The sequence below is a fragment of the Campylobacter rectus genome, assembly GCF_004803795.1.
GTDB lineage: Bacteria > Campylobacterota > Campylobacteria > Campylobacterales > Campylobacteraceae > Campylobacter_A > Campylobacter_A rectus.
The window spans coordinates 1,710,973-1,730,901 of record NZ_CP012543.1; the positions used below are offsets into that span (position 1 = coordinate 1,710,973).

The following is a 19,929-nucleotide window of genomic DNA, read 5'->3' on the forward strand; positions in this document are numbered from 1 at the left end:
CCCAAAAAAGGCAAAAATTTGATAAGACTCGATAGGCGAATTTTAACCCATTTTGACTTCGTTCAGCCGTTTTTGATACTTCCTATTATTATTTTATCATACATTTTGGTTTCTGAGGCAAATTCTATCCTAGCCGGCAAGCAGCTTGTCTATTTTGGTGTCGGTTTAGCGGCGTTTTTATTTTTCTTTTTACTTCCTATTCGCAAGATCTCCTGGCTCATACCGCTATTTTACTGGATTTGCATCGTCTTGCTTATCAGCGTCGATTTGTTCGGCGTGAGCAAACTGGGCGCGAAAAGATGGCTCGAGTTTCCTTTTATCCACTTTACGCTTCAGCCCTCAGAGATCATGAAACCAGCACTCCTACTGATGCTAGGCTACCTCATCAAACAGCGCCCGCCCGAAGAAAACGGCTACGGCCTCAAGGACTTTTTACGCCTTAGTTTTTATATCCTTTTGCCTTTCGTGCTGATTTTAAAAGAGCCCGATCTGGGCACCGCGCTGATACTGCTCATCGTCGGCTACGCCGTGCTTTTTATCATCGGAGTAAATAAAAAAATTTGGGTCGTGATATTTGCCGGGGTTTTGCTCTCTGCGCCCGTGATATACGAAAATTTGCACGATTATCAAAAAAAGCGCATTACCGATTTTTTAAGCGAGGAGTCCAACTACCACGTGCGCCAGAGCATCATAGCTATCGGCAGCGGCGGACTAAAGGGTAAGCCAAAAGACGAGGCGACGCAGACGCATTTTAAATTTTTGCCGATTTCAACTAGCGATTTTATTTTCGCATACACGATCGAGCGATACGGATTTTACGGAGGACTCGCACTACTTGGCTTTTACGGCGCGCTGATAGCTCATTTGCTTAGCCTAAACTACGGGCTAAAGGATGATTATTTTACGCAAACGATGGCGTCGGGGATCGGGATACTTATTTTTATTTACGTGAGTATAAATATCATGATGACGATCGGCTTTGCACCCGTGGTGGGCATCCCGCTGCCCTTTTACAGCTACGGCGGCAGCAGCTTTGTGACCTTTATGAGCCTGTTTGGGATATTGCAAAATCTACTCACTTTTCGCTTCGATCCGATGTATAGGCTGGTCAAATTTAAAATTTAGCGAGTTTCGGGGCTCGCTTTTCAAATTCGACCGCTTAAGTTTTGCCCTAAATTTTACGCAAATTTAGCTAGGCTCGGAGCGAAATTTGAGACGGTTTTACAAAAGCCAAAGCGGCAAATTTTGATTTTTATTCAAGCGGAGCGCAGGGAAAATTTGTGGCTTTGATTAAAATTTGAATAAATTTGAGATTATTTTCGGCGAAACAAAAAGCCTAGCGCAGGCGCTTTTGTCTTTAAATCTTTTTTAGAGGATTGCGTTATCTCTCGCGTTAGCTCGGTTTTGTTTGCGTCTTTTGACATATTTTCTTTTTAAATTCGGTGGCTAGGTTCTATTAAAAAATAGATAAAAAACAAAACTCCGGATAAACATAAACTAAAAATTTCGCTATAATTCTTAATAACGGATATCAAGATCGCCGATATACGAATAAAATTTTAAGGAAGTTTTATGAGAAAAGGCAAAAATGCTTTAAACGAGATCATGAGTCCCGTAGCGGGCAAGATCAAGCTAGCCGTCGTTTTGTCCGGCCTCGGCGCGCTTTGCAAGGTCTCGGCGTTCATCGCGTTCGCGCTTGCGATCGAAGCTTTGTCGCGAGACGAAATGAATTTTACTTTTTTAGGCGCGGCATTTGCGTTCGTCTTTACAGAGATGCTTTTGCGGACGATAAGCCTGGGCGTCTCGCATAAAGCGGCGTTTAAGCTAGAGCAAATTTTGCGTATGCGGATTTCGGCTAACGTTGCGGCGATTCCTTACGGAGAAACGCTAAATTTAGGCACAGGCAAAATAAAAAAGATAATGCTCGACGACGTCAAGAACCTGCACGCTTATGTTGCGGATACAACGCCTAGCATCGGTTCCGTATCGGTCGCGCCCATCGCGTCTTTCGCGGCTCTGGCGTGGTTTGACTGGCGGCTCTTTTTGGTAGCTTCGGCGATGTTTCTTTTGGGCGTCGTCACGATAAGTTTCGCTTTTAAAGACAACGCAAAATACCAAGAACGTTACAACAACAATCAAGCCAAAATAAATGCCTCGATAATCGAATTCGTCCAAGCTATGTCCGTCGTGCGCACTTTTAACAGCGGCGAAAATACTTTCAAAAGATACGACGACGCTTTGCGGGATTACGCCGACGGCCTACGCGAGTGGCTAAGCTTCTCGTCCGTGCCTTCGCGGCTCGGCTTTGCGGCGCTCTCGCCCGTGCCGACTTATCTCGCCCTCGGCGTTTTTGCCGCGATATTTTATCTAAACGGCTCGTTAAATTTAGGCGATCTTACGGGCGCGATGCTGACGGGAACGGCGCTGGTGGGCTGCTTTATGCCCGTTATGATGCTTAGAAATTTCATAATGAAATCGAAAATATCGGCGGAAAGTATTTTAAGCTTTTTAAGCATCCCTGCGCTTCCCGTTTGCCCTTCGCCAAAAGAGCCCGCCTCAAGCGACGTAGAGTTTAAAAATGTAAATTTTAAATACCCCAATGCTAGCGAGCCGGCTCTAAAAAACGTAAATTTTAAAGCCGGCGCGGGCAGCGTAACGGCGCTGGTGGGCGCTAGCGGAGCGGGTAAAAGCACCGCCGCGATGCTGCTGGCCAGATATTACGACGTTAGCGAGGGCGAGATTTTGATCGGGGGCGTAAATGTAAAAGAGATCGCGCCGCGAAATTTAACGAATTTGATATCTTTCGTCTTTCAAGATACGTTTTTATTTAACGAAAGCATATATGAAAATATCGCGAAAGCAAAGCCTAACGCCGACAAAGAAGAGGTCATAGCGGCGGCTAAGGCGGCCAATATCCACGAGTTTATAGAAAGTCTGCCTAAAGGCTACGACGAGATAGTCGGCGAGCGAGGAGCGAAACTAAGCGGAGGACAAAAACAGCGCATCGCGATAGCAAGGGCGATACTAAAAGACGCGCCGATAATAATCCTGGACGAGCCGACGGCGTTTGTTGATCCGCAAAGCGAAGAGCAAATCGTAAAAGCCGTTTCGAATTTGATAAAAAACAAGACCGTCATCGTCGTAGCGCACCGTCTTTCGACTATAAAAAACGCTGACCGAATTTTAGTTTTCGCTAACGGCGAGATCGTAGAAAGCGGCACTCACGATGAGCTTATCTCGCTAGAAGGAGCTTACGCGAAGCTATGGCGCGACTTTGAGCAGACGCAAATTTGGAATGTAAGGAGATAAAAATGCAAAGTAATTTTACTTCCATTCGCGAACTTTTTAAAATCATCGTAAAAATCGCGGGCAAATATAAAAAAGAGTATCTAAAAAGCCTGTTTTGCTCGATTTTAGCGGCCGTTTTCGAGGGGGCGTTTTTGGTTTGTTTTTATCCTCTGCTAGCTTCCATAACAGCGGGAAATAGCGACGGAGCGTATCTTAGCCTAGCTTTAATGGGGATATTTTGCGTTTGTTTTTGCGCGTTTAAATTTAAAGGCTCGTATTACGATCACGGCGATACTTTTATAAAAGTCGGCTACGAGCTTAGAAAAAAACTGGGAAACAAGCTGATGTCCGTGCCTCTTCAAAGCGTGCATAAGTATAAAACAGGCGAACTAAGCGCGGTATTTACCGCTAGCGTAGACGAGTCGGTGATGTTTATGAATATGGCGCCGACGATGTTTTTACAGCCCGTTATTATCGGCTTTATCGTTATTATCGCGAGCTTTTTCGCCAGTCCCGTTTTGGCCGCTATTATGCTTTTTACGTTACCTCTGGCGGCGCCTATTTATAGGCTCAGGCGCAAGCTCGCCGTCGAAGAAAGGAGCGAATTTGCCGCAGCTAACGCCGAGCTTGAATCGCAAATCATCGAATACGTCCAAGGAATAGGCGTTTTAAAATCGCTCGATAAAGTCGGGCAAAACGCTAAAAATTTAAACGAACAAATAGAGCGCGTGCGCCAAATCCAGCTAAAATCCCTCGCACTATCTGCGGCCCCTACTTTGGCTTTTAACTCGGTAGTGACGGTTCTTATGTGCGTTTGCTTAAGCATCGGAGCGTATTTAAATTTACACGGACAAATCTCCCTAGCCGCCCTTTGCGCCGCCTTAATAGCGCTTTCAAGCCTGCTCGAGCCGTTTTCTTTGCTGTTGGCGGCATCGTCGGTGTTTGATCTTATGGACGTCGCTTTTAAACACGTAAATAAGCTTTTACATGCGAAGGATCTAAAATCCAGCGAGCCTCGTGGCGTCCCGAACGAATTTAACGTTGAATTTAGCGGCGTAAATTTCGCCTATGACGGACAAAACGATCTCGCGCTAAAAAATGTGAGCTTTGAGATAAAGCCCGGCACCCTAAACGCTATCGTGGGGTCTAGCGGCAGCGGCAAAAGCACGGCGGCGAGGCTTTTGATGCGCTACGCCGATCCGCAGGAAGGCTGCATAAAAATAGGCGGAGTAAATTTGAAAAATATCCCACAAGAAGAACTTTTAAAATGCCTAAGCATCGTATTTCAAGACGTTTATCTTTTTGACGATACGGTAAAAAACAATATCAAAACAGCAGACGCGAAGGCTTCGCACGAGCGGATACTGGAGGCGGCCGAGGCGGCAAACTGCGGCGAATTTATCGCTAGATTGCCACAGGGACTAGATACTCGCGTCGGCGAGATCGGCGCAAATCTAAGCGGCGGCGAGAAACAAAGAATCTCCATCGCCAGAGCGATCCTAAAAAATGCTCCGATAGCGATCCTGGACGAGCCTACCGCGGCGCTGGATACGACCAGCGAGTTAGCCGTGCAAAAAGCCGTGAGCGAGCTAACCAAAAATAAAACCGTCGTCGTGATCGCTCACCGCCTCTCTACCGTCGCTAGCGCAGATCAAATTTTAGTCTTCGACGCGGGAGAGATCGTAGAGCGCGGCACTCACGAAGAGCTGCTAGAGGCTCGCGGGAAATATTACGAGATGTGGCGAGCGCAGCAAAATGCTAAAATTTGGAAAATAAAAGATAAATAGCGTAAAAAGCCGTTATTTTAGTAAGGATAGTTCGCGGGTGCATAGTTCGCATAATGGTTTTAGAGAAAATTTGGCGCGCGGACAAATGCGCCCGAAAATAACGATAACGCCTTAAAAATTTAATCTCGCCCAAAGCCCGAACTTCGCGCAAATTTCGCAACGTCCGCACCCAAAAGCAAGCCTTTTTAACGCATCTTTGCGGCAACATATTCGCTCTAATATCAATCGCGGCCTCGTGCCGCCTAAACCGACGCATCTTTCGGGGCACCGATCGGGCGTTTGATAAATAAACATAAATTCGTCGCGCCTAAAGAGAGCCTTGTTTAGGGTAAAGAGATCGTCGCCGATATGCCGTATCGTTTGAAGATTCAATTGCCAAGCAGACTTTAGCTACGACTTGCGTTGCTACTTGCAAGACCTCTTATTAATTTTAAGAGATTTTGATATAAGTTTTCCTGTGTAGTTTTGGTATCGTGCCTAAACTCTAGCTCGTAGCTGCGTCTTGAAAAGCTACGAATACAGTGAAGTAGAGCAAAACGCATTCCTTTAGGCGTAGCAAGAAATTCTCTTTTCTTAGCTTTCCTAAGATCGCTACCGCCCTACGCTTGAGAAGATCCCTTTAAATTTAGATAATCTGTGTTTAGCATATCCCCCACTCTGCTTACAGTAGCAACGTAAGTCGTAGCCGAAAGTTTTCTATACCGTTTATATGATTTTTACCATTAGCGAATTCATTTTTAGAGTGCTTCACTCTGTAGTGGGCTTTGGCTCCGTAATCAACCAATCCGTCATAAGCTTTCCAGCAATCAGAATAAATAACGCTCTCGTCTAATTCGCTAAATTGCGATAGTATAGGTATCAGTTCATTTTGCAGAACAGTTTTTAACTATCTAAGTATAGACCTTGCCGTCACGCTTTAACATACCGAACACTGGAGTTTTATTTGCTGCACCTCTACCTCTCTTACCTCTTACTCTTTTAGATCCGAAGTAACTTTCATCAATCTCTATCTCGCCTGAAAACTTAGATATCTTTTCACACTCTTTAGACGTAAGAATTCTCATTTCTCTAAAGATTTTACATAGGGTTGCTTCTGAAATTTTAGTTAAATTCTATATCTTTGATGCTTCTATATCCTCCGTGAAGTACTTTAGAATTTCTCTAAATTTAGCTTCAGAAATTCTTGAACGGACTATATACCTGTTTTTTAACTTCGCTACGCTCGTTACTTTTCAAGAACATAGCTCTCATCGTAACTTACTGCTCCTTTGTGTGAGCTTAAGTTAAAGAGAGCCTAAATTATTATAAAAAATTAACGATTTTTCTCATGCGCAGGCCATTTTTGCTTGCATCTATTTTCTCGATTCGATACACTGTTCTCATATCTTTTAAAAAAGGAGAGCCTATGGCTAAATACGCAGATTTTTTTAAGAACTGCAGTATCGTTTTTTGTGGTGAGTACTTTCAAGTTGCGGCGCAAGATATGCTTAACACGCATTTGCTTAAGCTGCCAAACGACATTTGGATGTGGGAGAATAGCGATGAAACGCTGGAAAAAATAGAGCTTAACGAAGAAGCAGAAGAATACTTGTGCTTCATTGAGACATCTTATTTTTCGGATCACGGTTACTACTGTTTTGTCCAATACTACCTAGACGGAGACGAGGACGATGCGGTATTTCGCATCAAGAGCTACGAATTTGTTCATCCGCACGACTCAAAGCGGATAGAAGAGCTGGAAGAAATTGTCAGAAACAGCGTGGGCGTACACTTGAAATAATCTTTGCAGCTGAAATTTGTGTTAGTTTACGCAAATTTCAGCCGATTTTTATCTTATATGAATAAAATTCCATTACTTTTATACAAAACTTAACCCGAAATTTTCCACAAATTTAACGCAAGAACCAAAAATGATAAAGATAAAACATATAAACGAAGATGATTACGCGCGGATTTTCGTATTCGGCGATCTGCACGGCTCCCTCGGGCTTTTTGAGCTGATGATTGAAAAGATAAATTTAACAAAAAGCGATTTGGTTATAATCCTGGGCGACAGCTGCGACCGCGGCGAGGATACGATCGGACTTTATAAAAGATACGCCGAGCTTATTAGAAACGGATACGCGCTGATCCACGTACTGGGAAATCACGAGAAAATGATGATGGACGGGTATTTCGGCGGCGACGCGCTAGATCATCAAATTTGGCTTAGAAACGGCGGCGACAAAACCAAAAGATCGATCTACAAGCGAAATTTAAACAGTTTCGCGCTCTCGTGGCTCAAGGACTTTATCAGCGATATGCCCCACGTAGTAAGCTCTGAAAAAAGCATATTCGTCCACGCAGCCTTTGACGGCGGCAAAAGCGAAGAGGAGCAGGACGAGGATTACGTACTGTGGAGTATAGAGCCGTTTTGGGAGGGCAATAATACGGGCAAGCAGATATTTCACGGGCACGTCGCAAGCAAAGAAAATAGGATAACCGGGCGCACGAATAACGTCTTTTCTATGGACGTGGGAGCCGTATTTTTTAAAAGGCTAGAGATAATGGAGATAAAAAGCGGCGAGAAATTTGAAGCGGATTTAAGGGAGCAAAAATGATTTATTTTACCTCCGATTTGCATTTCGGACATAGCAATATCATGAAATTTCATCCGTGCTTTAGGCCCTTTTCTAGCGTGGAGGCGATGGATAGCGCGCTCATTCGCCATTGGAACGAGAGGGTAAATCCCTGCGATACGGTCTATAACATAGGTGATATTAGCTTTCACAAGGATATGGGGACCAATATATCCATATTTAGCAAGCTAAACGGCAAGCACGTCCTAGTGCTGGGCAATCACGACGAGGCGATAAAAAAGCATAAAGACGAGCTGTTATCCATAAAAAAACAGGACGGCAACGCGCTGTTTGAGGAGATTTGCGAATACAAAGAGATAACGGTGCAGCACGGGCAGGATAAATTTCGCCTCGTGCTCTTTCACTATCCGCTAGCCGAGTGGAACGCAGGTCACCACGGTGCGATCCAGCTATACGGCCACATCCACGCAAATATCGCAAATATAAAAAGCAAGGCACTAAACGTCGGCTACGACCTGCACGGCAAGATTTTGAGCTTTGAGGAAATTTATGGTTTCGTTAAAGAGCTACCGCTTTTTGAACATCGCAAACACAGGATGTTTAGCGAAGAAGATAGCGTAGAGAGCAGAAGCGCAAGGATAAAAGAGGTTTTAGAAAAAAATAATACATAGAGAATGTATTTTAATGGTTAAAAATATATTGATACCACTGAAATACTAGGAGTATTTGCATATTGAGATAGCCTTTAATCGGCTATCTCAAATCTCGCTACAACTATAAAATAAACAGGATAAATACTGACTGTTACATTGTAAAATAATATCAAGAACAATACTTAGGGCTTTATATTTTAAAACAGGGTATTAATAAATTTTACCCAGTAATATATAGCCATAACGTCATTTATATATTTTTAAAGCATAAGCCGTGATTTTGGTGTTAATATAAGTATCTCTTTTTTGTTTTACATTTACCCCACCAAAAAATCCTTTAGTTACTTTAGCATCGCCGTAAACAGTTCTAGAGTTTGTTGATTCATTTTCTACCACTAAGCCATTGGCGCCCAGTTTAACAGCTTGCTCCCTAATGTTAATATCGGTATCCAAAGAATCTTCTTCGCATGCGCTCACTTGTCCTAATATCTGATAATTTATGCGCTGTAAATGAAAAGCTGGAATATCAGGACATATGCTTTTTAAATATTCAAGTCTTTGCTCTTTCTTTTTTGTTTTTTTAGCATCGATGATTGTGATTTGTGTAGCAGTCAAAAAAAGCTAAAAAACATTGATGCAATTAAAATACCCTCAAATTTCCATTCCGTCAAAGCACTAAGTATAAAAACCAAAGCAACGAAATTTACAAACCCAAAAAAATAAAACTTAAACTTTAACATAAAATTTTCCTCCTATAAATTAAAATAAACACGATCTGTTGCCAAGATCACCTTAGATTAAATTTAAATGTGCCCTTGCTTGTTACTATTTTTATATTTTCTACAGCGCAATCCACAGTGTTAAATCCAACAGTCTCACCAAAATCAAGCCTCACTACTCTTTGATCCGGGATTTGCCTAACGCCCTCATTTGTAACTTCGTCAAATGCGTCGTTACCGGTAAACATAGAAAGAAGTGTTGAAGCAAGCGCCGCATATACTTTTTCATAATCTATGAGCATACATTCTCCATCATTAACTGTCGATTTAGAAAGGTCAACAGTTAAAGAACCATTATATAAAGACTTTATCTCAATATAATTAACGTTATTATTCTTGCGCACAAATCTTATGTCTATCGGCGCATCTTTTCCAAACGCAAACGACGCGCCAAACAATAAAACAAAAACTAAAAACAACTTTTTCATAAAAATCTCCTAAATAAATTTAAAACAATGAATAATTTTTATAAAAATTATTCTTGCAGGATACTAAAATTTATCAATTTTTGCCGTATAGAATAAATATTTCTAATAGCATAATCGCGCTCAATATAATTTTAAAATTACCCGCAAAGGATAAATTATGCAAATATACGAGCGTATAAATCAGATCCTAAAAAACAAGGGCTTAAAGAAAAAAGACTTTTTGAATAGATTTCTTTCTCTAAACCCGACCCTGAAAAGTAGCGGCGAAAGTCCGTCGATACCATCTATATACAACTACCTAAGCGGCAACAGAGAGATCAAAGCCGAGCTAATCCCATTTATCGCCAAGGCTCTTGAGGTTAGCGAGCAAGAGCTATTTTTAGACGACGACAACTCGACTGATCTTCTAAAAGAGCTACTAAACAAGCAAAGCCAAAGCTCAGCGCTAAACCGTAAAAATCAGCTCATCATGGAGCTACTTAGCCTTTGCGAGTATGCCTCCGAGCCGCTTTTGGAGCGCGTGTTGGGCGTGCTTGAAAAGAACAAGGAAATATGCGTCCAAAGCATGAAGCAGCTCTCCGATATAAATTTGAACAGACTCTAGTATGCCGTAATCACGACTTAGGCCTCGCAACTACCCATCGCCCCTGCCGCATTAAATTCCCAGCACGCTATCTTTTAGCTCACCGATTTTTTCCTTTCCGCTCTTTACGTCCACGAGAGTTATTTGCCCGTTTCTAAAATGCCATTCGCTAAATTTCATCACGCATCCTTTGGCTTTTTTTTCGAGCATTTTTTCTTGTAGTTTATTTATGAGCTCAAACTCATAGGCCGCTTCGCGCTTTTCGACCTCGTCTATAAACATCGGCTTGAGTAAATTTCTCTCGCCGTCATGCAAGCACTCAAAAGGCTTTAGTCTAGAGCAGTTTACCGCGCCCGAGCCGATAGTGAACAAGCTTTTGTTTTTCATCAGATATATGTCCACCATATTTCCTATCAAAGCTTCGTATTTATCATATCCCAGCTCCTTTTTTAGAGTAGATTCGTTTTGAAAGGCGAGAATGAGCTCGACCTTGCTTTGGCGCAAAATTTCCTCGTGAAAATTTGAGTTTTTGCCGGCGATTTTTGCCGTTTCGTCCAAAAATAAGCTAATAGGGATCAAATTTTCCCCGCCGGCTCTTTTGATAAAGCTCGGAATAAAGCTATCTAAAAGCATAGCCAAGGTTTGGCTACTTGAGTTTATCGCGTTAAACACAACTATCTTGCCTTCGTTTAGATACTGCGAGATACTGTTTTTATCAGCGTTTACCGTCTCGTCGTCGGCTAGTTCGTTGATAACGGTAGCCATGATGGAGAGATTTCTAAAGTCATTTATTACCTTTTCGTCGTTTTTTGCTTTAGTAAGGTCAAATCTACCCATAATATCGCTCAAATTTTGCTTAGACGCTAGCAGATCTTTAAGCCTCAAGCGAACCTCTTTTTTCTCGTTTACGACTTGGTCTAGGTTTAATTTCAAGTCGCCGTTAACGCTTGCTAAAAATTCGGTAAATTTTAAAATATCCTGCGTCAAATTTCTTATAGTGTGGATATTGAACGGATATGCGTCGCTTAGGCGGACGGCTTGAGCAAAACCCCTTATGTTATGTTTTCCAACGATGTCCGTAAATTCGCCCAATGCTTTTAAAAAGTTAAATATACTCAGCGTCAAATTTGCGCCGTATTCTTGCCAAAAACTATCTATGGTTTTCATAAGAGCGCTAGTAGTATTTTTAAAGTCTCTGCCCGAGATATCTTTTATCAAATTTATCTTTTCACCAAGAAACGTTCCGACCACGACGACGTCTTTTAACCTGCCCGCTCTTTTAGCCAGAGCCTTAACCGCGCTCTCTTCGCAACCTTTGTAATCAAACACGAATACCCCGTGTCCTCGCTGCATCCTGTCGAGCAAATTTGGATATATCATCGAAGTAGTTTTGCCGCAACCAGTCTCGCCGATGATAGCAGCGTGAGTGAAGTTGCAAGGGATTATGAGATTGCCCCCCTTGCAAATTTGCGCGTCTTCTTCTTGTTTGGCAAATCCTATCTCGCCAGAGCTTTGCTCTCCCTCTTCGTACCTTAAAAAACCTATCGGTCTCATCTTTTCTCCTTTGTTTTGAAATTATGATGGAATTGTCGCATCTTTCTTTCAGAAGCTTTTGAATGACGCGCCTGTCGGGGTTTGATTAAAATTTGAGTTTAAAAAAATAGAGGCAAATTTGAGAAAAATAAGGCAAAAGAGGTAAAAAATTTAGCGGAAAGGTAAAAATTTGAGTTAAATTTAAAGGGCGCGGTAATATTTGCGCCCAAATTTACTATAAATGCAGCAAAAACATCAAAAAAACGCCAAATATCGTCCCAAAAACAAATGCCTCAAGCCTGATAAGGGAGATGTTTTTTATAAACTTATTCATAGATTTTATAAAAGTATTTTGAGCGCGGGTGTATTCTATTGCTCTTTGTCTTAGCAAATAGGTGCACGGAAAGATATTTTCCTTAAAGTAGGAAACGCAGTCTTGTAATCTCTCGACGGTTTCTTTAGGGTCGTCTATACCTATACCGGCCGCTGCTAGTACGAATTTTATCTCTAGCGCCTCGACGGAGTTTTGGGTTTCGTAGGCAAATTTATCGTATTTTTCCTTGATATAGGCGATTATCTCCTCGCCGCTTTTCCCGGCTATTTCGCTTTGCGCGCTATCTTGTGGTTCTTGCATATCTTCTCCTTTGTAAAAATATGCAAGAATTATAGCTTTAGTCTTTCAGAAGCTTTTGAAAGCCGCCACTGCTACATTTTAGGATGAAATAGATCGTTTATGAAATTTGGATTTAGCATAAACATCATGGAGTAAAAGGTTAAAATTTGAGCCGTCGTTTCCTCGTCTTCTTTGGCATTTGGACTAACGAGTAAAATTTCGTCTTTCTTATTTTTGTTTAAGATATGTTTGCACTCTTTTAAAAACTCTATTAGTTTATCTGAAAACAGCCCCATGACATGCAGGGTCTTATCTTGGATTTTGATAGCTATTTTTTCTTTGAAGTCTATCAGGGTGATTGGATTTGAGGTTAAATTTTGCGTAAAAAAAGCCGTTGTAGGCGATGCTAACTTGACCGGTGATGGGGCGGCGTACATCATTGCGGACGGACTCGGTGGAGGCGACTTTGCAAGATTGGTCATTTTTTTTGCAATCACGATTTTACAAATTTTATCTATCCCTAGAGCAAAGTCTTCAAAAAGATTTTTAGGAAATTTTGCCTCTAATGCACCATACATATTGATCTCCGAATCAATCATAATAAAAAATGGTGCATATAGCATTTCCGGCCCATCGGCCTCTATTTGAAAAACGGCTTCTAATGCTTCCAAAAAATTATTTTCATTTATCGGAAGCCATACCCTATTATTTCTACCTTCCGACAGTATAGCTATTATATATTTGCCACTAAGCAGATCCGCAAACTGATCTTTTTGTAGCCCTCTTTTTCTTTGTAGACCTTTTGCATCTTCCTCAAAATAACATAAAGCAGATATTTGATTTGGCGTATATCCTGTTTTTATGTCGTCAGGAGTCAATTTGGGTTTTAGATAATCCATAGCCTCTGACTCGCCTTTGTTTATCAGTTTTTGAAAAAATTCTCCAAACATGTCGTGTTTGCTATTAAAAAAGCTTCTGTATGCTTCTTTGAATAAAATTTCTGTTTTAACCCTATGGCTTGAATATATTAACTTTAATCTGTTATACCTAGCCAAAAGAGCGGATTTTCTGTTTGATTCCAGCTGATTTGGGTTATCCTCGCGCACTTTTGATGCTTTATTTTTATTATGCATTCTTTATCCTGTCAAATCTAAAATTCAAGCGATAAGTCGTCTTCATTACTCTTATTAAAAATTCCTCGAAGAGGATGCTTTTTGTGCTCTATCTCATAAAGCTCATTTTCGATTTTTTCCCTTAGATGTTCGTCGTCGCGGTCTAAAGCCTCAAGCGCTTCCTTGAGCAACTTTTGAGCTTCGCCGAGCTTATCTTGTCTCGCAAGGCAAACGGCTAGCTTGTAAAGACATCTAGCAAGCTGATTCTGCGGAACCCTGTGAACTATATCTTTTAGCGCACAGAGTGTCTCTTCTTTTTCCTTCTTTGAAATTTTAAGCTCCAAAAGTCCCAAATTTAGCTCAAAAGCGCACTCAAAAAGATTGTTTTCCATAGCAATGGCGATGTGCTGTTTATAAAAGCGTTTTTTATCAAATTTAACGCTTAGAGACATTATTCTTTTTGGATCGTTCATTTTTATTCCTTTGGGCTGAATTATACCAAATTTAGGCTTTGTAATGTCCTGAAGGCGGCAAACATTCACCGCCTCAAGGCCGAAATTTTAAATTTTAGTAGTTTCGGACGCAGCGGATGAAGTGGCGATCTGAAGATCTTTCGAAGTCGCCGTAGCTACCGTCTATAAAATTCACATTCCATATACAATTCCTACTGATTACACTTTTTTCACTTGTCCAATATTTCCCAGATTCGACATTTTTAAAGGCTTCGTTTATCGCTGGATTATACCTATCATCGTCGGTAATGCTCAAAAGTTCGAATCTAGTAGGCAGCCTCCAGTCCGAATATCCGGCTAGACCTAGCTTTTCGCAATAGCGTCTAGAGTCATTCCATTCGTATTTATAAGTAGTGTTGTCCTGCCACATTAATCTCCCAAGCTTGTCTTCCTCGCATATTACGACTCTTTTATCGTCGTCTCTATGACAAACAGCTTTTAAGGCTTCGGAGTTCGCTGATACAAAAAGTAGCGCTATAGCTATTAAATATTTATTCATAGATTATCCTTTATTTTTAGTTTTCTAATATCAATACTCTCTCACGCATCTTGCAAAGCAATCAGCATTCTCTCCAGCCCAGCCGACGCCGCCGAATAAATCAAAACTAATAAGCAGCATGATGGACGGATATTCTGCGTGCTTCGTATTGCTCCAGTACAAACCGGTTTCGAAGTTTTTAAAAACAGGATTTATGGATCGGCTAGAATAATAGCGACCATCAGTTATACTTATCAGCTCTTTCCTGCTAGGTAGTTTCCAGTCGCTAAAGCCTGCAAAATTTAAATCCTTGCAGTATTGTTTTGCTTCATCTAACGTCCCTTTAAATATTTCGGCGCCGTCTTGCCACATTAGTCTATACGCCGTGTCTATCACAACCTCTTTAACATCGTTTCGACGTATAAAGTTGTTATGTTCCAACAAAATATAATCGGATGACACTATTTTGGGTTCAGCCAAATTTGAAATTACCTTCAAAATATCATCCAATACTTTAGGTTCATTGCTTTTAGGTCGCATATTTTGACCTGCTTGAGGGGATTTAACGACTCTAACGCAACGAACGTAATAACGATTGGTTAATTTAACGCCCCATGCCCCTTCGCTACCTTTAAAACTTACGGCCCATGCATTGGACGAATCGGCGGAATTTTTTACGGAACTCCAGTAATATGCCGATTTGGCGTTCTTAAAAGCTTCGTTTGTAGTTAACTTGTTTTCGCTATCGGCAGTGATACTTAAAAGCTCCGATCTAGTAGGCAATCTCCAATCTGAACGACCGGCCAAATTTAGATCCTCGCAATAGCGGCCCGCCTCATCCCAAGTGCCTTGAAAAATTTCCGCTCCATCCTGCCATTCAAGCTTACCTAGTTTTACTTCCTCGCATATTACGATATTTTCAGCGTCATTTTTATCGCAAAACGTCTTTAAGGCTTCGGCATTTAAGGCTACACAAAATAGCGTTAAGGTTATAAAAAATTTATTCACGAATTTTCCCTTTATTTTAATCTTATTTATACAGCTGTCTCTACGGAAACTTCAAAATCAATACCGTCTAACGCATCGTACAAAACTTTTACCGGACGCGCTACTCCAACCTTCGTATCCGAATTTAAAATTTACGACCCAAGCATTAGGTGAGCTATCCGCGCTTTTCATAGAGCTCCAGTATCGATCCTGCTTAACGTTTTTAAAGGTGCCGTTTATAGCTGGATGATCCTTGCTATCGTCAATGATGCTCAAAAGCTCAGATCTTGTAGGCAGGCTCCAGTCGTCATACCATGCAAAATTTAAGTTTTCACAGTAATGTTTAGCTTCGTCCCATGTGCCCTCAAATATTTTATCATCGTCTTGCCACATCAATCTATAGGTAGTATCCACTACAGTTCTTTCACTATCGTCACGATACGTCACTTCATAACTCGAAGGAGCCGTTTCGGACTGAGTTAAATTTGGAGTTTGTGTCCTAGAGTTAGATGCATAAGAAAGCATTTCATTATAGTATATGATCATGGGAACAAACTGGGAAGAGGATTTATGTTTTCCAATGTCTTCCTTCATCATTTCAACGACAGCTAATTTTATATCAAGAGCCTTTTGACCATTAAGTGTTGGAATTTCATTGTCTATTAGGCTAGTAGGAATAGCCTCAGATAATATTAAGGAAAATAGACAGTTTCTTTCTTTTGTTTTTTCTTGATAGCATTGCATTGTAGCTTCTGCAAAAGCATGGATAATTGCTTTTGTACGCTTGTCGGCGCTTACTTTTTCTTCGCTTATTGACTTTAGTAGATCCAACATTTTTTTACTACGTATTTTGAGGTATTTATACTCAGAATTTATCAAACTGTAATTCATAAGCAGAACCGACCGTTTAAAATCCGTCTCTACTCCTAAGCCAAGCATATATTGCTCTCCCAGCTTTTGGCACGCTTCATAAAAGCCTCTATAACAGTATTTGGTCCTAAATTTAGCTAGTTCTTTATGCTTGCCATTTCTCAAAAGCCCATCAGGATCTTCATCCATATACTCGTTAAAAACTCTTTTATATGCCTCTCCTTTTAATGCAGGCGGAAGTCCGGCTTTTTTAAATTCTGACTTGTAAAACTCTTCGGCCTCAACTTCACCCATCTGATCGGCAGTTGCACCTACGGCGAATATCGCAAAAAGTGCTATAAACGCTAGAATTTTTTTCATTTTTGCTCCTAAAATTAATAGTTGCGTACGCAACGAACGAAATTTAGATCGTTAGCTCCGCCGTAATTGTCACTATCCCATGCATATTTTTCTTTGATACAAATGAAAAATATGAAGATTTTGGATGCTTTGTAGAGCTCCATAGATATTGTTCTTCTGTGTTTTTGAAAAACATTGTTCTTGTTTTTATTTGGTATTCTCAAAAACTCATCCTTGCTCGGTAGCCTCCAGTCCGAGTATCCCGCAAAATCTAAATTTTCGCAGTAGCGTTTCGCTTTGTCCCAATTACCCTCAAATATATCAGTTCCGTCTTGCCACATTAGCCTGCCTAGTCCTTTTTCTTCACACGCTACTATATCCTTGGCATTATGACTATAGCAAACCGCCCTTAAGGCTCGGCATTTAGTGCTACGCAAAACACGGCTAAAATCATTATAAATTTATTCATCTATTTTCCTTTTGGTTTTATTAATATCTTCAAAAATCAATACTGCCGGACACACCGCACGAAGCGGCGACCAGAAATGTCGTCCCAGTAACCGTCATCACCTTCAAAAACCACGACCCACGCGATCGACGAGCTGTTGGAGTTTTTAGTAGAACTCCAGTAAGCTTCGTATTCGTCTTTTCCTATGTATTTAAAGGACTTATTTATAACCATACTATCGTCCGCGATGCTTAAAAGCTCTAATCTGTTTGGCAATCTCCAGCCTAAGTATCCTGCGAAATTTAAATTTTCGCAGTAGCGTTCCGCTTCGTCCCAATCACCTTCAAATATATCAGCTCCGTCTTGCCACATTAGTTTATATACGCTATCTATCACGACGCTTTTGCTATCGTCGCGGTACATCGCCTCGTTACTTGGCGGTGCGACGCGAGCGGCGGGCGCTGCTTCGGATTTGGCTAAACTCGGAGTTTCTACCTTAGAGTCGTTATGTAAATTTGCCGAGTTATTATTGGACGGAGTATTTTGACTAGCTTGCGAAATTTGAGCGTCTCTCACGCAGCGAACGAAATTTTGCTTATCTAGCTCGCTCCAATTATCCCCGCCTCGTTTAAAAACAACTATCCACGCACGGTTTTTATCGCCTTCAAATTTATCCCCGCTCCAATAAGACGCGCCGACTCCGGCTATGTATTTAAACTCCCTTTTTATAGCCGGTTCATATTTGCTTTTATCGGCTATGCTTAAAATTTCAGCCTTACTCGGTAGTCTCCAGCCGGCATATCCCGCAAAATTTAGATTCTCGCAGTAGTCTTTAGCCTGCTCAAACGTAGCCTCCGCTATCTTTGCGCCGTCTTGCCACATTAGATTTCCAAGCTTTTTATCGGAGCATACGACGACCTCTTTAGCGTCATCTCTTTGACACTGTGGCGTTATCTCCGCCGCGTTTAAAAGAGCGCAAAATGCTGCTAGAAAGATAAATTTTTTCATATTTTCTCCTTATTTTAAATTTCTCACGCAGCGCGCGAAGTTATCCCCTGAGTTTATCTTAACCCAGTTGTCAAAGCCGCTACTAAACTGCACGACCCAGACTCCGTCGGCATCAAAGCTGGCTCCGGTCGAGCTCCAATACGAGCCGTATTTATCGCCGCCCTCTTTGCCGACATATTTAAAAGCTTTGTTTATAGCCGGTTTATATCTGCCGTAGTCGGTTATACTTAAAAGCTCGCTGGCGCTTGGTAATCTCCAGTCCGAGTAACCGCCGTGGTTTAAATTTTCGCAGTAGCTCACGGCGTCTTTATACGAACCTTTAAAAATTTCCGCCGCATCTTGCCACATTAGTCCGTAAATCGCGTCCAAGACGATGCCGGAGTTTACGTCTATGCTAAAACCGTCGTTGAATTTGTATTTTTTGCCTAAAATTTGCGAATTTGACTGCGGCGTTACGGATGCTTGATTTTGCGGTGCAGAGGCTTCGTGTGCAGGAATTCGATACGGCTCAAGCCTAAAATTTTGATCTAAATTTTGCCTACCTGCATTTTTAAAGTATCCTTTAATCCCGTCCGTCAAATACGGTTCTACCTCTTGGTAAGTTAAAGTATATTTGTCTGAGCTTGCGCTGTTGGACAGATAGAATGTATCGATTGAACCCTGATCTATTATAAAATAATCATTTACGATTTTTATATTCGCTTTGTCTTTTACGGTTTTAATTTCTTGCAAGCGTTCATTATCGCGAGAATCATATCCATATTTGTCTAAATTATCCGCTATATGCTTTTTAATAGCCACAGCCAAACCCACTTTATTTTTTACGATATCTGAGGTTGGTATCTCCTTTTCGCCTATGTAAATTTGCGATTCAAAAGCAGGATGAGCCGTACCACAAGCATCATAATGATCATAATTTCCTATCAATACCATATCTTTATAGACATAATAAACATTTCTACTAGATGTTCTCCCTTGGCTACTACAAAAAAATCCATGATCGGTTTTAACGAAATCCTCTATCATTCTTTCGGCATATTCTTTAAGATCGGCAGTCTTTATGAGCGGATATTGAACACTCATATCTTCGTGACACTCATAGGCTTCGCCTTCATCGTTATATTTTCTTTTCTGACAAACAAGGCCTTTAAAAATCGGCACATGAAGCTTTTGTTTCAAAGTCTCCTCCCTAATATCTCCGCTTTTTGAGGTAATTTTTATTGGCTCAATTAAACTTAAGCGGATTCTCTCTTATCAATTTCAATAGTTTCTGATATAAGTTTTCCTGTGTAGTTTTAGTATTATATCTAAATTCGCATTCCTTTAGGTGCAACAGAAAATTCTCTTTCTTTATACCTTTAAATTTAGATAATCTGTGTTTAGCATATCCCCAGAAGTTTTCTATACCGTTTACATGGTTTTTACCGTTAGCGAATTCATTTTTAGAGTGCTTCACTCTATAATGAGCTTTAGCTCCATAATCTACTAATCCGTCATAAGCTTTCCAGCAATCAGAATAGATAGTAGAGCTATCAAGCTCGCTATATTGCGATAGTATGGGTATTAGTTCACTAGCAGAACAGTTTTTAACTATTTGAGTATAAACTTTGCCGTCACGCTTTAGCATTCCAAATACCGGCTGCTTTCCGCTTGCTCCTCTACCTCTTTTACCTCTTACTCTCTTAGCTCCGAAGTAGCTTTCGTCTATTTCTATCTCGCCGCTAAATTTGCTTATCTTTTCACACTCTTTAGACACTAGAATTCTTATTTCTCTAAAGATTTTACATAGTGTTACTTCTGAAATTTTAGTTAAATTCGATATCTTTGATGCTTCTATGTCTTCTGTAAAGTACTTGAGAATTTCTCTAAATTTCTTCTCTGAAATTCGGGAACGGACTATATACTTATTTTTCATTGTGCTCATCGTAACTT

At 40.9% G+C, this 19,929-nt stretch carries 20 protein-coding genes and 1 pseudogene; 7 read left to right on the forward strand and 14 right to left on the reverse strand.

The features are described from left to right. Positions 1 to 18: 18 nt before the first annotated feature. The 3 genes from CRECT_RS08170 to CRECT_RS08180 all read left to right on the forward strand — a co-directional run bounded on the left by CRECT_RS08170 (position 19) and on the right by CRECT_RS08180 (position 5,075). A complete protein-coding gene (locus CRECT_RS08170; RefSeq protein WP_004319534.1) occupies positions 19 to 1,125 on the forward strand; it encodes an FtsW/RodA/SpoVE family cell cycle protein in 1,107 nt (368 codons plus the stop codon). A gap of 447 nt (positions 1,126 to 1,572) precedes the next feature. Further along, complete coding sequence (locus CRECT_RS08175) at positions 1,573 to 3,309, forward strand: ABC transporter ATP-binding protein (RefSeq protein WP_004319587.1); 1,737 nt, start codon at positions 1,573 to 1,575, stop codon at positions 3,307 to 3,309. A gap of 2 nt (positions 3,310 to 3,311) precedes the next feature. After that, positions 3,312 to 5,075, forward strand: a complete 1,764-nt coding sequence (locus CRECT_RS08180; RefSeq protein WP_004319629.1) for an ABC transporter ATP-binding protein — start codon at positions 3,312 to 3,314, stop codon at positions 5,073 to 5,075. Between the two features lie 386 nt (positions 5,076 to 5,461). On the opposite strand, the pseudogene CRECT_RS08185 reads toward CRECT_RS08180, so the two are convergent. Continuing rightward, positions 5,462 to 6,271: pseudogene (locus CRECT_RS08185) on the reverse strand (IS1595 family transposase). A gap of 287 nt (positions 6,272 to 6,558) precedes the next feature. Here CRECT_RS08185 and CRECT_RS08190 point away from each other — a divergent pair. From CRECT_RS08190 to CRECT_RS08200, 3 genes are all read left to right on the forward strand, one after another. Then, entirely contained in the window at positions 6,559 to 6,855 is a 297-nt protein-coding gene (locus CRECT_RS08190) for a hypothetical protein (RefSeq protein ID WP_157752382.1), read from the forward strand. Positions 6,856 to 6,985: 130 nt separating this feature from the next. Then, positions 6,986 to 7,675: a metallophosphoesterase gene (locus tag CRECT_RS08195; RefSeq protein WP_004319563.1), complete on the forward strand. Its 690-nt coding sequence runs from the start codon at positions 6,986 to 6,988 to the stop codon at positions 7,673 to 7,675. Then, positions 7,672 to 8,325: a metallophosphoesterase family protein gene (locus CRECT_RS08200; RefSeq protein ID WP_004319653.1), complete on the forward strand. Its 654-nt coding sequence runs from the start codon at positions 7,672 to 7,674 to the stop codon at positions 8,323 to 8,325. Before CRECT_RS08195 ends, CRECT_RS08200 begins: the two co-directional genes overlap by 4 nt. A gap of 228 nt (positions 8,326 to 8,553) precedes the next feature. Here the strand turns inward: CRECT_RS08200 and CRECT_RS08205 are convergent, their stop codons facing one another. Both CRECT_RS08205 and CRECT_RS08210 read right to left on the reverse strand, forming a co-directional pair. After that, on the reverse strand, positions 8,554 to 8,922 hold the full coding sequence (locus tag CRECT_RS08205; RefSeq protein WP_039888179.1) for a hypothetical protein: 369 nt from the start codon (positions 8,920 to 8,922) through the stop codon (positions 8,554 to 8,556). Between the two features lie 172 nt (positions 8,923 to 9,094). Then, the gene (locus CRECT_RS08210) at positions 9,095 to 9,514 is read right to left on the reverse strand and encodes a hypothetical protein (protein WP_039888181.1); all 420 of its coding nucleotides are present in this window, start codon (positions 9,512 to 9,514) and stop codon (positions 9,095 to 9,097) included. Between the two features lie 157 nt (positions 9,515 to 9,671). Here CRECT_RS08210 and CRECT_RS08215 point away from each other — a divergent pair, with 157 nt between their 5' ends. After that, positions 9,672 to 10,118: a helix-turn-helix domain-containing protein gene (locus CRECT_RS08215; protein WP_004319632.1), complete on the forward strand. Its 447-nt coding sequence runs from the start codon at positions 9,672 to 9,674 to the stop codon at positions 10,116 to 10,118. Between the two features lie 51 nt (positions 10,119 to 10,169). On the opposite strand, the gene CRECT_RS08220 is transcribed toward CRECT_RS08215, so the two are convergent. The 11 genes from CRECT_RS08220 to CRECT_RS08270 form a co-directional block, all read right to left on the reverse strand. Continuing rightward, positions 10,170 to 11,651 carry a type IV secretory system conjugative DNA transfer family protein gene (locus CRECT_RS08220; protein WP_004319585.1) on the reverse strand — a complete coding sequence of 494 codons (1,482 nt, stop codon included), beginning with the start codon at positions 11,649 to 11,651 and terminating at the stop codon, positions 10,170 to 10,172. A gap of 214 nt (positions 11,652 to 11,865) precedes the next feature. After that, positions 11,866 to 12,264 (reverse strand): hypothetical protein, encoded by a 399-nt coding sequence (locus CRECT_RS08225; RefSeq protein ID WP_004319637.1) that lies wholly within the window; start codon positions 12,262 to 12,264, stop codon positions 11,866 to 11,868. 71 nt (positions 12,265 to 12,335) lie between these two features. Next, positions 12,336 to 13,376 (reverse strand): hypothetical protein, encoded by a 1,041-nt coding sequence (locus CRECT_RS08230; RefSeq protein ID WP_004319533.1) that lies wholly within the window; start codon positions 13,374 to 13,376, stop codon positions 12,336 to 12,338. A 17-nt stretch (positions 13,377 to 13,393) separates the two neighbouring features. Continuing rightward, the gene (locus CRECT_RS08235; RefSeq protein WP_004319540.1) at positions 13,394 to 13,828 is read right to left on the reverse strand and encodes a hypothetical protein; all 435 of its coding nucleotides are present in this window, start codon (positions 13,826 to 13,828) and stop codon (positions 13,394 to 13,396) included. A gap of 94 nt (positions 13,829 to 13,922) precedes the next feature. Beyond that, positions 13,923 to 14,366 carry an Lcl C-terminal domain-containing protein gene (locus tag CRECT_RS08240; RefSeq protein WP_050771495.1) on the reverse strand — a complete coding sequence of 148 codons (444 nt, stop codon included), beginning with the start codon at positions 14,364 to 14,366 and terminating at the stop codon, positions 13,923 to 13,925. Positions 14,367 to 14,396: 30 nt separating this feature from the next. Continuing rightward, the gene (locus CRECT_RS12330) at positions 14,397 to 15,353 is read right to left on the reverse strand and encodes an Lcl C-terminal domain-containing protein (RefSeq protein ID WP_004319617.1); all 957 of its coding nucleotides are present in this window, start codon (positions 15,351 to 15,353) and stop codon (positions 14,397 to 14,399) included. A gap of 57 nt (positions 15,354 to 15,410) precedes the next feature. Next, positions 15,411 to 16,562 carry an Lcl C-terminal domain-containing protein gene (locus tag CRECT_RS08250; RefSeq protein WP_004319550.1) on the reverse strand — a complete coding sequence of 384 codons (1,152 nt, stop codon included), beginning with the start codon at positions 16,560 to 16,562 and terminating at the stop codon, positions 15,411 to 15,413. 14 nt (positions 16,563 to 16,576) lie between these two features. After that, complete coding sequence (locus CRECT_RS08255) at positions 16,577 to 16,978, reverse strand: Lcl domain-containing protein (protein ID WP_157752383.1); 402 nt, start codon at positions 16,976 to 16,978, stop codon at positions 16,577 to 16,579. Positions 16,979 to 17,046: 68 nt separating this feature from the next. Continuing rightward, a complete protein-coding gene (locus CRECT_RS08260; RefSeq protein WP_004319569.1) occupies positions 17,047 to 17,997 on the reverse strand; it encodes an Lcl C-terminal domain-containing protein in 951 nt (316 codons plus the stop codon). Positions 17,998 to 18,006: 9 nt separating this feature from the next. Beyond that, entirely contained in the window at positions 18,007 to 19,176 is a 1,170-nt protein-coding gene (locus tag CRECT_RS08265) for an Lcl C-terminal domain-containing protein (RefSeq protein WP_004319530.1), read from the reverse strand. A 46-nt stretch (positions 19,177 to 19,222) separates the two neighbouring features. Beyond that, positions 19,223 to 19,921, reverse strand: a complete 699-nt coding sequence (locus CRECT_RS08270; RefSeq protein ID WP_171992707.1) for an IS1595 family transposase — start codon at positions 19,919 to 19,921, stop codon at positions 19,223 to 19,225. Between the last annotated feature and the right edge of the window lie 8 nt (positions 19,922 to 19,929).

Coding starts and splice junctions, on each gene's coding strand:
- CRECT_RS08195 (WP_004319563.1), top strand. CDS start 6,986: ATGATAAAGATAAAACATATAAACGAAGATGATTACGCGCGGATTTTC.
- CRECT_RS08260 (WP_004319569.1), bottom strand. CDS start 17,997: ATGAAAAAATTTATCTTTCTAGCAGCATTTTGCGCTCTTTTAAACGCG.
- CRECT_RS08175 (WP_004319587.1), top strand. CDS start 1,573: ATGAGAAAAGGCAAAAATGCTTTAAACGAGATCATGAGTCCCGTAGCG.
- CRECT_RS08220 (WP_004319585.1), bottom strand. CDS start 11,651: ATGAGACCGATAGGTTTTTTAAGGTACGAAGAGGGAGAGCAAAGCTCT.
- CRECT_RS08230 (WP_004319533.1), bottom strand. CDS start 13,376: ATGCATAATAAAAATAAAGCATCAAAAGTGCGCGAGGATAACCCAAAT.
- CRECT_RS08210 (WP_039888181.1), bottom strand. CDS start 9,514: ATGAAAAAGTTGTTTTTAGTTTTTGTTTTATTGTTTGGCGCGTCGTTT.
- CRECT_RS08215 (WP_004319632.1), top strand. CDS start 9,672: ATGCAAATATACGAGCGTATAAATCAGATCCTAAAAAACAAGGGCTTA.
- CRECT_RS08240 (WP_050771495.1), bottom strand. CDS start 14,366: ATGAATAAATATTTAATAGCTATAGCGCTACTTTTTGTATCAGCGAAC.
- CRECT_RS08250 (WP_004319550.1), bottom strand. CDS start 16,562: ATGAAAAAAATTCTAGCGTTTATAGCACTTTTTGCGATATTCGCCGTA.
- CRECT_RS08270 (WP_171992707.1), bottom strand. CDS start 19,921: ATGAGCACAATGAAAAATAAGTATATAGTCCGTTCCCGAATTTCAGAG.
- CRECT_RS08200 (WP_004319653.1), top strand. CDS start 7,672: ATGATTTATTTTACCTCCGATTTGCATTTCGGACATAGCAATATCATG.
- CRECT_RS08180 (WP_004319629.1), top strand. CDS start 3,312: ATGCAAAGTAATTTTACTTCCATTCGCGAACTTTTTAAAATCATCGTA.
- CRECT_RS08190 (WP_157752382.1), top strand. CDS start 6,559: ATGCTTAACACGCATTTGCTTAAGCTGCCAAACGACATTTGGATGTGG.
- CRECT_RS08225 (WP_004319637.1), bottom strand. CDS start 12,264: ATGCAAGAACCACAAGATAGCGCGCAAAGCGAAATAGCCGGGAAAAGC.
- CRECT_RS08235 (WP_004319540.1), bottom strand. CDS start 13,828: ATGAACGATCCAAAAAGAATAATGTCTCTAAGCGTTAAATTTGATAAA.